Below are 12,370 nucleotides of genomic sequence, written 5' to 3' on the forward strand. Positions count from 1 at the left end.
CTGAACCGGCGAAATTTTAGCAACTTCCACACCAGCCTCGGCGCCAAGATTTCGCTTGGCCTCACCAAATCCCCAACCATGGTAAGCCATGGCAAAAGCGTAAAGGTCACCTTTGGCGTGACAACCAAAACAATAATAAAACCCTTTGGGCGACACGCTAAACGAAGGCGTTTTTTCACCATGAAAAGGGCAGAGTCCCGTCATGTCGCGGCCCTGCTTTTTCAGCGCAACATAACGACCAATATATTCCGAAAGGTCGATGCGCCGTTTGATTTCATCAATGCTTCCATCATCGGCTTTGTACGGGGCTTTGCCATCACCCATAGGTCCGGGTGTGGCTTGAGGCTCTATGTTGCCCGAATCGATTGTCCCGTCGTCATCTCTAGACACGCTGGTCCCTCATCCCATCAAAGTGTCGCGCTCTCTTGGCGCGGGTGTATCAGATTGACTAATCGCTACACCAAAGACAGAAAATCATAAAGTAATTCCTGATAAATATCCTGGCACCCATTTTGCCTGAGACCTGAGACAACAAAACCCGTCCAACTCAGGAGATTTCATGGGAAAAGCAAAAGATAAGATCCAATTACTACAAGCCACCTTAGCCAGTATCGAAAAACAATTCGGTAAAGGCGCGATCATGCACATGGGTGACACACTTCCTCAGCAAGAAATTGAAACCATTTCATCCGGCAGTCTTGGCGTAGATCTCGCTTTGGGGACCGGAGGCTTTCCGAAAGGAAGGATCACTGAGATTTTTGGACCGGAAGCCAGTGGTAAAACCACCCTCGCGTTACAAGCCATTGCCCAATGCCAAGAGAAAGGTGGTGTTTGCGCATTTATCGACGCAGAGCACGCTCTGGATCTAAACTACGCGCAAAAACTTGGGGTCGTTCCCGACAAACTTCTACTTTCTCAGCCAGATTGCGGGGAACAAGCGCTTGAAATTTGTGAAATGTTGGTCCGCTCAGGAACCATTGATTTAATTGTTCTAGACTCCGTCGCCGCCCTGGTACCGAGAGCAGAGATTGAAGGTTTGATGGGCGACTCTCATATGGGCCTTCAAGCACGGCTCATGAGCCAAGCCATGCGTAAACTTACAGGTATTGCCAACCGTACCGGGTCATCTCTTATATTTATCAACCAATTGCGACACAAAATTGGGGTGACGTTCGGCAACCCTGAAGTTACCACCGGTGGTAACGCGCTTAAGTTTTATGCATCCGTGCGAGTGGAAGTCAGACGTATTGGACCCATTAAAAAAGGTGAAGAGGTCATTGGAAACCGCACCCGAATCAAAATCGTAAAAAACAAGCTGGCGCCACCCTTTCGTCAATTAGAAGTTGAAATTCACTACGGTAAAGGAATTTGGAAGACAGGAGACCTAGTTGAACAGGGGCTCAAATACGAAGTGCTCTCGCGAAACGGTTCGTGGTTATCTTGGGGCGAAGAGCGCCTTGGTCAAGGTAGAGAGCGAGTGGCTGAAAAGCTTGAGACAGAGCCCGACAAGCTGGTTTCGCTGACCGAGGCCATTGAAACGGCCGCCAGGTCCGAAAGAAAGGCTGCGTGATTTTGTAAAACCTATGCCACTCAGGGTAAGAACATTTAAAGAGAACTCAAACCAAGATGAATACACACGCCAAAAGCCAATCCGAGCAGAACGTTGCTGAAATCAAGATGGCTTGGCGCCTCGTTGGTTTGATTTTACTCACTCTTCTCCTGGTTAAACCCCTGGGTGGCATCGCCTATGTTGGTGCCATAGCGTTTACCATCGCCGCTGGGCTCCAGCTTTATTTGCCGATCTGGCGCATGGACAGCCTAAAACGAGACTACGATTTTCTTGGCTTGCATCGTGAACAATTAGGCGCAGACTTTAAACTTACTGCAAAATTATGTGCCATCACTTTCATACCCTATGCGCTTGGCTACCACCTCTTCGTTACCGAGGGCCACGACTGGGTTCAAAGCTTTGGGTTCTCTGAAATCGCCAGCTACATCCCCAATCGCACTTGGTCCCCAAAACTTCCAAGTACCATGGCCGAGTGGCTTAGCAGTACGGGATGGCTATTGAGCCTGAGTGCTACGCACTTCTTAGGCGTGGCGCTGCCTGAAGAAACATTTTACCGCGGCTACCTTCAGCCCCGACTCGAGCAACTTTGGCCACCCCAAACAGCTGTTTTTGGCGTACTTTTAGGAAAAGCAGCTGTGATCACTGCACTGCTTTTCGCTTTGGGCCACTTCCTTGGGGAGTGGAACCCCATGCGACTTGGCCCCTTTTTCCCCGCACTTCTCTTTGCTTGGCTCCGCAATGCGACCGGCTCAATCTACGGCGCCATCAGCTATCACGCTCTGTGTAATATCTTTGGCGCGCTTCTTTTTACGCTTTATCGGACCATCTAACGCACCCTCAAAAACGCGATTTGTTTGCCAGTCTCCAAGGGGCAATGATATTTGAAGTTAAAAGCCTGAATCTTTTAGGGATTTTAATCATCGGGGCCATTAGAGCATGCATTTACCCTGTCCGAGCTGCGGAACAACATACGACGTCGACTTAAACGTTTATACGCCTGGTACCTCTTTTCAGTGTGTTGGTTGTCAGGCCATCGTTACGGTTCCTGCCGCGCCCGCTGCTCAGGCAGTAGAAGACGAGATGCCCATCCTTGAAGGCTTAGAGGAAGAAATTTCTCCCACCATCGACTTCAAAGAAAGTGACGCTGGCTCTATCAGCGATAGCTTAAACGTCTTTGATGATGAAGCGGACAAACAAGAGGCCGAGGAAAGTCTAGCTGTTCTGGACGATATATTTCCGTCCTCGCCTTCCGTTGAGTTTACGACGCCCAAGCAAGAGCTGGAAGAAATCGATCTCGGTATGGATGTCGACCTGGACGTCGACTTGGATATGGAAATAGACCCATTCGACGACGAAGGGCCCTCAACCGTCGACTTCAGTGAAGGTGATAAGAACCCGCTCCCACCCTCGACGTCCATGAGTGGCGCATTGGATGCTTCGTTCTTAGATGAGTTGATGCCAAGTTCCCCAGGCGAAAGTAGTCTCGAATCCATTGGACAGGACTTGGGTGACCAAGACTCTGCCATCGATTTAACGAGTGATCTTCATGCTGCCAGTCTGCTCGATGATAGTATGAGCCCAATGGGACCAGCTGGTGACGAGTCTATTCCAAACCTGATGGACGAACTCAGCGCAGAGATACCCACCGCCGATAACCTTGGCGCATCGCTCAATGATTTTACGCCCGGAATACAGCAAGCCATAACCGACGACTTGGATTTCAACTTCGATGAATTCAGCGAACCCTTGGCTTCGCCTCCATCCGACTCAAATCAAATCGCGGGAACCAGAGCTCATGCGATTGCGGAAACACCAGCCCTCGAATCAAGCAAGCCGGAGAAACCCTCCAGCTCACGCCAAATTGCTATGTTTCTGGTTTTAATTGGTTTAGCCGGCGTAGCCGCAGCCGTCACATTAGACTTCGAAAGCTTGCTGGACTCTGGCTCAGCGACGGTGACTCCCGAAGCGCAAAAGCTCGAAGACGCCAAACAAGAAAAAATTCGTGCAGCTTTAGCCAAGAAAAAAGCAGCGGCCGCCAAGCTCGCACAAGAAGAAAAAGCGCGTAAAGCAAACCGGCCGTTGGCTCGCGACAACGTCAATCAACTTCGGTTCAACGAGCTCTCAGCGGCAATGAAAAATACCATCGCCGATAAACCCTTGAAAGCATGGGCCGCTTACCGGCTTAAACAATCCTACGGAACGCCCACCGATCCCAAACAAACCCCCCTTGAGGCTGTAGACTCAAGTGACGACATCGCCGTAGCTCTTGAAGGAGTACGTCTTCTCAAAGCTGGCGAAGGTGAGCCCGCAAGGCTTCTTCTAGAAGGAACTTGGCGCAAGAGTAAAACTGCTGCACCCGCAGTAGGCCTTGTTCTCTCGCGGCTTTACACAGAACGAGATATGACCAAGAAGGCAGAAACGGTTCTCGCAAGTCTCGTTAAAGCTGACCCTTCGATGCTGGATGCACGCATTGACCTCGCAAATCTGATTATGAGTGGCAATCGCCCAGCTGGCGGCGCAAAGCTTCTTACAGAAGGTGTAAACGATAAAACCTCAGCCGACCATATTCTCGTGCGGATGGATGCCCTCTTGGAGAAGGCGCGCTTTTCAGAAGCATCCACGTTGGCTGAATCTCTTCAGCCCGTCCAAGAGAACACGCTCCCAGAGGCTCTACAAACAACTCATTTAAATGCCAAAGCGTACTCGGAGCTTTTAGTTGGCAAAACCGATGCCGCCCGCAAACATATCGAGGCGTCGAAAAAGAGCGCCCTTGAAAAAGCGTTGGCCCTCGCTCAGCTCACCCATATGACCGGTGGTAAAGCCATCGAAGAGCTCCAGACTTTTGCCGCAAGCTTGCCAGCCGATGCCTCGGTGCAAAAAGCGCGCGTCGCCTACCTGCTGTCCAGCTTTGCTTTGGCGGCCAAAGACGCAGCGGCAGCCAAACAATACGTTGAACAAGTTGCTTCACTTCCCCCGAAACTTACTCAAGGTTGGGTCCAGCTGGCTCGCGGCGATATCGCCATGGCTGCCGGTAAACCCAAGCAAGCTCGTGCTTCCTATAAAGCGGGCTTGAAAGTTAGAGCCGCTTTTCCTGAGGCAAATATCGCACTTGAACTGTCTTCCGGCCGTAAGTTGAAAGAGACCCTGGCTCGCTTGAGCCGCGTTCGTGGAGACAACCGCCACCCCGTGATTACCCTCGCGCTGGCTGATGCTATGTTGCAAAAAGGAAATCATGACGGCGCAGTTTCTCTTTATGAGGAAGTCCTGTGGAAAGCGCCTACTGCTGACAATCCCAATAAGATTGTCGACAACATGCTCAAGGCCCTTACCCACGCGAAGCGATTTAATCGCGCCCTTAAAATTGGCCAAGCCCGATACATGAACACGGGCAAAACCATTGAGATGGCCGAAAAGATGGCTCAGATCGCCGACACGTCTGGCGAGCCGAATGCACGACTTTTTTGGCATACCGAAATCGATAGAGTGAACCCCTTCACCCACAAAACAGTTCTCGCTCGAAGCCGTGCACTGCTCGATTTGGATCGCCAGGTGGAAGCTCGAATCAACATTGAGGACTTTCTTAAAGAAAAGCCGGATTGGCGCACTGCTGAAATCACTAAACAGCTCGCACGCAGCTGGACGGCAGAAGACGGAGTGAAGGCGCGAGCATTCTTGAAGGAATCGATCCGTAGCAAACCTGCCCCGGATACTTATATTTTGCTTGGAAATCTCGAAGAACAGCGTAGCAACCGATCCAACGCAATTGACGCGTACACCGAGGCACTTCAACTCAATCCTCAGCTTGTAGACATCCGTGAGAAGCTGGCCGGCTTGCTCATCAAGAACGGTCAGCTCAAAGAGGCTGCCAACCAGCTGAAGTTTGTAACGACCCATTCGCCGAAAAATGCTAACGCTCGCGAACAGTTAGGTGATATTTACACCGATATTGGTCGCCCCAAACTCGCTCTTGAAGCCTATCTCAATGCCATCCGTTACGGTTACACATCGGAGCAGATCTTTGTGAAAGCAGCTCGTCTGCAGCTTTACGAGCTTGGACAACTGGCCCCGGCAACCCGTACTTTAAACCGAGTCCTGCAAATCAATCCCGATAATCCGCAAGCTCACTACCTCATAGGGGTTGCGCTTAAGGACCAGGACCAACTACAAGCGGCCAAGGCGCACTTTAACCGCTACCTGGCACTGGCGCCCAATGGTGAATTTGCCCAGGAAGTCCGCAGCGAGCTGGCTAACCTCGGCACCAGGTAATTTTTGCAAACTATTTAATTGAAATAGAGCGACCCACTATGCTCGACCACCGCGCTTTTCATCATGAAGCAGACGCCGTACTTGAACGCTTAACAAGCCGAGGCGTGGCTGCTGAAGTCATTACGCAACTTAAAACACTGGTTAGCAACCGCAGCGAAGCCATTGGCCACCTCGAAGCACTGCGCCACAAGCTTAATGAAGCAACCGGTGAAGTTCAGCAAAAGGCCAAAGCTGGGGATATGGATGCCGTAGCTGCGGCCCGTGCCTCACTCAAAGGGCTCAAGTCTGAAATCAAAGATGCGGAAGAATTGACCAATCAGGCTCAAGAGCAAATGACCGAGCTTTTGCTTACTGTGCCCAACCTGCCTCACGAATCTGTCCCCGTTGGAGCAGATGAAAGCCATAACCGTATTGAACGTGAAGTTGGCGAAAAACGAGCATTCGATTTCGAACCGAAGCCCCATTGGGAAGTTGGTGAAAAGCTAGGTATTCTAGATTTTGAGCGTGCAGCGAAAATCAGTGGATCGCGGTTTGTGGTCTACCGAGGAGCCGGGGCCCGGTTGGAGCGCGCGTTGATTCAATTCATGCTCGATCGTGCCTTTCATAATGGCTACGAAGAAATTGCGCCGCCTCTTTTGGTGCGCCCCGAATCGATGCAAGCCGCCGGTCAATACCCAAAGTTTATTGGTGAAAGTTACGAAACCCTCGATCGCGAATTTGCTTTGATTCCAACCAGTGAAGTTCCCCTTGTGAATTTGCACCGTGAAGAAATCGTAGAAGAAGCGCAGCTCCCACTTCGGTACACTGCTTACACGCCATGCTTTCGAAGAGAAGCAGGTGCGGCAGGCCGGGATACACGAGGTATCTTACGCCAACACCAATTTAATAAAGTTGAGTTGGTAAGCTACACCACGCCAGAAGACAGCATCGAAGAGCTCGAAAGACTCACTGGCAACGCCGAACAAATCTTGAAAGAACTTGGGCTACCTTACCGAGTGGTTACCTTGGCAACTGGCGATTTGGGATTTGCAGCGACTAAAACCTATGACCTTGAAGTGTGGATTCCATCGCAAAACCACTACCGAGAGATCTCAAGTTGTTCGAATTGTGGTGATTTTCAGGCAAGACGATCGCAAATTCGTTATCGCCCGGAATCTGGCGGACAGAAGAAAAAAGCCAAGCCTAAACTCGTACATACCTTAAACGGTTCCAGTCTTGCTGTGGGTCGTACTCTTTTGGCAATTTTAGAGAACTACCAACAGGCCGATGGCTCCATCGAAGTCCCTGAAGCATTGCGCCCATTTTTTGGCGCAGATCGCATCGATTCTATTTAAGAGCTGGGTGCTTTACCCATATGAACTTACATTAGACGACACCCTAGTGGTCCCAAAACGCGCAAACGCCCGGTGAGATTCGAAAATCCTACCGAGCGCCGCGTTTGGTGTGCCTGTCCATAGAGCTCATTTAGGCAAGGGGCCGAGGCCCCAATTCCTCAGCCCCCCGCAAAAGCCCTAACTAGCCAGGCCAGGCATTGAAGTCATCGCCGGGATTTAGGGCAACTTAAGTGAAAAAATCAGCCCAATCAGATCAAAAGAAGAAATACTTACTTTTAACCGGTCGGCGTAAGATGTGAATCTGACAACTGTATTCCGTACCCCTCCTGGCGAGTTACAAATGCACAAAGCTTGAGACCCCCTCTAGAATGGCTTATAAATTTCGTACACAAAGGATGGGGGTTATCCATGAATAGAGTACTGGTACCACTGCTAATTGTAGGCATGGTCGGGTGCGCACCCAAAGTCGAAGTAGATGAGAATGAACTCGAACTTACTGCATCATCGATTGCAGAGTTCGACCCGGCCAACAGCATTATTCCGTTTCCGAATAATCTGTTATTTAGTGAGACGGGTTTGCTCAACATCCCGGCTGGCTGCAATGAAACTGCAACCACCGCGACCTTGCGTAGCGTTTTGCTAAACGGCATCGATGGCTTTGCCATGAACAACGCACCTATTTATGCAACGTTCAACCAGCCCGTCGACGTCAGCACAGTAGCCGGCAACGTCAAGCTTTACGACATGAGCGATGGTTCGACTCTCGACGTCTACGCTCTTGCGGATACGACGTTGCGTTGGGATTCCACATGCTCCATGCAGAGTGCAGTTGACCGCCTGATGATGAGTCCAGTCAAACCGCTTAAGGACGATACATACTACGCAGTGGTCATCGGTTCGGGTCTGAAGGCAGCAAGCGGCGAAAGCTTCAAAGCAAGCGCGACATGGGGCTTCGTTCGACAAGCAACCAACCCTGTGCAAATTGAGAACGTCACCGCGGAAGACGGTACAATGAGCCGTTCGGTCGTGAAGAATCACACGCCCTTCAACCCAGCAGATGCCGAAGGCATGGCTAGCATCGAAGGCATCGACCTACTGTGGAATACACACAGCCAACTCATGAGCTTTGCTGTAGACAGCATGGGTCATGTACGCTCAGACATCATCCTTGCTTGGGGCTTCAAAACTCAATCAGCTGATGTGGCACTCGACGCCAACGTTCCCGGCAGTCCTGCTAACACAGCAGTCGCCCAGGCTGGAGCGATGAACATTACGTCCGAAATCAACAGCCCCGCCGCCATTGAGCAACACTTGCTCGCTGAGCTCGACGGGTACTGGGGAACATGGGCGCGCAATCAAAATAATTACGGAACCGATGATCGCTGGATTGGCCAAGACGCCGCAGCCAAAGTTCCATGGGCTTGTGGTGATAACGACGACGGCACTTATACGTGGACAACGCCATGTAGCTCCATCGGAGCCATTGTTCACGGTAACTTCAGATCACCTAAATTTCAAAACCCAGAACTCTTTGACCTCTGGATACCAGCTTTGAATCCACCGATCATGGAGTACCAAAACATTGAGATGGTGGGCTTTATCCCCGCGGGTACAGCACCAGCGGGTGGGTGGCCAACTGTTATTTGGGCACACGGAATCGGTGATTCTAAAGAGCAGGCCTACACAGTCGCATCGGTATTTAACAAAGCGGGTATTGCGCTGGTCGCAACCGACTGGGTTAAGTCAGGCGTTCGAGCAGACCAAGTTGTGGTTGACGAAGCTGCGGGCTGTCCTCCAGGCCTTGTTCGCCCAGGCAACGGACAAGACCAATGCTTCAACGGAACAATCGACGGAAACCCCGGAACACTTCGCGATAACCTGCGTCAGTCTGTCGTTGACGGTCACGCGTTCATTCACGCGTTGCGCACGTCTTGCGATGCAGACAACGGCGGGTGCGGTAACCTCGCAATCGACACAGACAACATGGGTTACTTCGGTCACTCCCTCGGCGGCTACCTTGGGCAGCCTCTCCTGGGAACTCTTAAAGAGGGATACGAATTCAAATCAGTGGTCCTCAATGTTACAGGTGTTAGCTGGAGAGATGTTCTTGAGCGCATGACCAATAAAAAATGGCCCTGCTTTCTCATCAACGCCTTGATTGACGCTGGAACCATCGAAGGAGAAGTGTGGGATGGCAACGACGACGTCACAGCATTCTGTGTGGCGGAAGAGTGGCAAATAGATCCTGCTGTAAACGCGCTCCTCACACCGTTTTCTTGGCTAGCCGATGCTGCTGAGCCTGGAATCTTTGCTGACGCAATCACCAGTCGTCATTCAACGATTCTTATTCAAGAGAGCGTTTCTGATGCCACGGTTGATAACTCAGTCACAGAGGAAATGGCGAGTCTGCTAGGAATTGAACCAACAACTGTTGCCGCCGATGCGATTGCTGAAGCAAACAGCGCGCTGGAACAAAATCAGCTCTATCTGAAGTACCAATCTGAGCAAGGTGTGGCCGATTTTACGCATGCCTCAGCAAAAGTACCGGAGCCCTATGCAACGTGCCTGTGGGACACCGCGGTTACAGCATGCTCGGTTGAGGAACTTGCAAACATTGAGGCATCCAAACAAGGTGTTCGACAAATGCAAGCAGACTACATTCAGTTCTTGGTCAATCACCTGACAAGCGGCGAATAAGGGGGAAAATTCGATGCGATATTCAGCAGCAATTTTTGTGATCGCTACCATGGTAGCAGCGCCGGCTTTCGGCGGCGGATTTTCCGTAAGTGAACAATCGGGTAAAGCCACGGGTCAAGGCGGTGCAATCACCGCTACAACCAGTGATAGCGCCGCGATGTACTACAACTTGGCGGGGCTTACGAAGATCAAAGATCTTCACCTCACCATTGGTGCTTCCGTAGCTCTTGCTCGGCATACCTTTGAACAATCAGTGGCAGGTGATTTGGTTTCAGTGGAATCAAACAACCCCGCCGGAATCGTACCATCGCTCTACCTTGGCTATCAGCTCTCGGATGAGTTCTCGGTTGGTTTTGGCTTCTTTAATACATGGGGCGCCACAGTCTACATGCCGAAGAATGGTACCAACAGTGCGGGCGAAAAAGTTCCCAACCCACAAGCAGACATTAACCGTAAGACAGCCCTCAAAACTCCAACCGCAAGCCTTGGTTTTGGCTGGAACGCCGGAGACATCATTGAAGGACTCGCTCTTGGAGCCAGTGTGGATGTGATGATGGGCAGCCTTTACGTTTACCGCAACCTCTACTTTGGTGAAGACCTTGGTAAAGTTGAGCTAAGCGCAGACGCAATTGCAGTAGGCGGCCGGATGGGCATTCAGTATGATTCCCCAGATTCAGAAGGACTCTCCATGGGTTTGTCCATAAAACTTCCCATGAAGCTAGCATTTGAAGGAAATGCTGACTTCGACATGATGGGTGACAGTGCTACCCTCGCCGACTACCGAGGCTCTTTGCCTCCGGATGGTGCTGCTGGCGGTGACCTCACACTCCCGCTCGCTATCAACGTTGGCATCTCCGATGTATTTCTAGAAGGTGACTTACGACTCTCTGGTGAAATCGCGATGGTTAACTTTGAGTCATACGACGAGCTTCGCTTGGCACTCCCCGACGGCTCCGAAAGTGTTTCTCCAAAAAATTGGAACAACACTGTAAGCTACCGTATCGGCGCCGAATACAAAGTGGCTGAGCAAACGTTTATTAGGGGTGGCTATGTTTTTGATACCAACCCAATTCCAGCAGCAACACTCAACTCTTCGTTGATTGATGTAGACCGTCACTTTGTAACGGCAGGTGCTGGTACAACATTCGCGGGTATCACCCTCGATGTTGCGGCTATGTACAAGATTCCAGCCGGAAAGCGCTGGTCAAGTACTCGACTCGGTGGCGACTTGGCTGAGTATGACCTCGAAGTTTTACTGGTTGCCCTGCACGTGGGTTATCAATTTGACTTTGGCGGCGGCGGCGGCGAGGAAGCAGCTGCTGAGGCCGAAGCTGAATAAGCTTTAAGATAAGAGATTAAAAGCGGGTTCTTTCGAAAGAAAGAGCCCGTTTTTTTTTGCCTACTCTGCTCTAACGAAAACCCAACAATCTAATCCTTGATATCAACCGCCCTGCTCAAGGACGACCAGCTGACCGCAAGCCGCATTCTCTTCCTGCCCACGCGGCGTTCGCACAAGCGTTCGAAGACCACTGGCGGCAATTACTTTTGCAAAAGCTTCAACCCGTGCCTTCCCGCTTGGCATGAGCCCTTCCCGGCCTTCATTGAGCGGTAATAAATTAACCCGCACATCGCCTGGACATGGCTTTAAGAACTCAGCAAGCTCACGTGCACAGACGTCGCTATCATTCACGCCATCCATTAAGGTCACTTCCACAAAAATTGTGTCGCTACGTGCTTCCAAAATCTCAGAAAACACATCTCGCATACTTTCCATGGAGATTTGTGTGGTGGGTACCAAGCGCTTGCGTAGATTTTCCTCCACAGCGTGCACACTCCAGGCAATCTGTGCGGGAAGTTTACCGAGCCGTCTGAGCTTTTGAGCGGAACCACCTACTGTGGAAACAGTAATATGATTGGAACTCAGCCCCATAGCTCTGCCATCGGTGAGAATATCCAGGGATTTTTCAACCTCTGCTAGATTGTCGAGCGGCTCACCCATCCCCATAAAAACAACGTTGCGAATAGGTGCCATTCCCGCAGCTTTTGCCTCAGCCACCGCAGCAACCACCTGGCCCACAATTTCATGGGCACGAAGATTACGGATGATTCCCATCGTGGCTGTCATGCAGAACCGGCACCCACGTGCACAACCAACTTGTGAAGATACGCATACTGTGGTGCGGCTCGGATTGGGGATCACAACAGACTCGATGAAATGACCATCATGAAGTGGCAACAATAGCTTTCGGGTACCACAGGCCGCGGTGCTTTTTTTAACAGGTTCCAATAAATCGATTGAGACCTTCTGCTTTAAACGCTTAAGAGCTCCGGCAGTCAGAGTATTTTCGAGAGTTTCTCCATCTTGGAGAGCCTTCCACACATTTCTGGCCCTACCCGGGCCCCCCAGAAGCGCTGAGAGCTTCTCTGGACCACAGCTTAAGAGCGAAGGTCGATTGTCTGGATATGTCGGCATAGAAGCGCCCTTACAAGACACACACCAAAA

At 51.0% G+C, this 12,370-nt stretch carries 8 protein-coding genes; 6 read left to right on the top strand and 2 right to left on the bottom strand.

Features of this window, described 5'->3' with window-relative positions:
• Positions 1–324 (bottom strand): DNA primase (locus HOK28_17845; GenBank protein MBT6434966.1); only part of this gene is annotated, 324 nt, incomplete at its 3' end.
• Positions 325–559: 235 nt separating this feature from the next.
• Here HOK28_17845 and recA point away from each other — a divergent pair.
• The 6 genes from recA (at position 560) to HOK28_17875 (ending at position 11,206) form a co-directional block, all read left to right on the top strand.
• The gene (recA, locus tag HOK28_17850) at positions 560–1,570 is read left to right on the top strand and encodes a recombinase RecA (GenBank protein ID MBT6434967.1); all 1,011 of its coding nucleotides are present in this window, start codon (positions 560–562) and stop codon (positions 1,568–1,570) included.
• Between the two features lie 107 nt (positions 1,571–1,677).
• A complete protein-coding gene (locus tag HOK28_17855) occupies positions 1,678–2,400 on the top strand; it encodes a CPBP family intramembrane metalloprotease (GenBank protein ID MBT6434968.1) in 723 nt (240 codons plus the stop codon).
• 106 nt (positions 2,401–2,506) lie between these two features.
• Complete coding sequence (locus tag HOK28_17860; protein ID MBT6434969.1) at positions 2,507–5,836, top strand: tetratricopeptide repeat protein; 3,330 nt, start codon at positions 2,507–2,509, stop codon at positions 5,834–5,836.
• A gap of 38 nt (positions 5,837–5,874) precedes the next feature.
• On the top strand, positions 5,875–7,170 hold the full coding sequence (gene serS, locus HOK28_17865) for a serine--tRNA ligase (GenBank protein ID MBT6434970.1): 1,296 nt from the start codon (positions 5,875–5,877) through the stop codon (positions 7,168–7,170).
• A 408-nt stretch (positions 7,171–7,578) separates the two neighbouring features.
• Positions 7,579–9,867 carry a hypothetical protein gene (locus HOK28_17870; GenBank protein ID MBT6434971.1) on the top strand — a complete coding sequence of 763 codons (2,289 nt, stop codon included), beginning with the start codon at positions 7,579–7,581 and terminating at the stop codon, positions 9,865–9,867.
• Positions 9,868–9,880: 13 nt separating this feature from the next.
• Positions 9,881–11,206, top strand: a complete 1,326-nt coding sequence (locus HOK28_17875) for a hypothetical protein (protein MBT6434972.1) — start codon at positions 9,881–9,883, stop codon at positions 11,204–11,206.
• A gap of 102 nt (positions 11,207–11,308) precedes the next feature.
• Here HOK28_17875 and HOK28_17880 read toward each other — a convergent pair whose 3' ends face one another.
• Positions 11,309–12,340, bottom strand: coding sequence for a radical SAM protein (locus HOK28_17880; protein ID MBT6434973.1), 1,032 nt, complete (start codon positions 12,338–12,340; stop codon positions 11,309–11,311).
• Positions 12,341–12,370: the final 30 nt, after the last annotated feature.

This window comes from Deltaproteobacteria bacterium (assembly GCA_018668695.1).
GTDB lineage: Bacteria > Myxococcota > XYA12-FULL-58-9 > XYA12-FULL-58-9 > JABJBS01 > JABJBS01.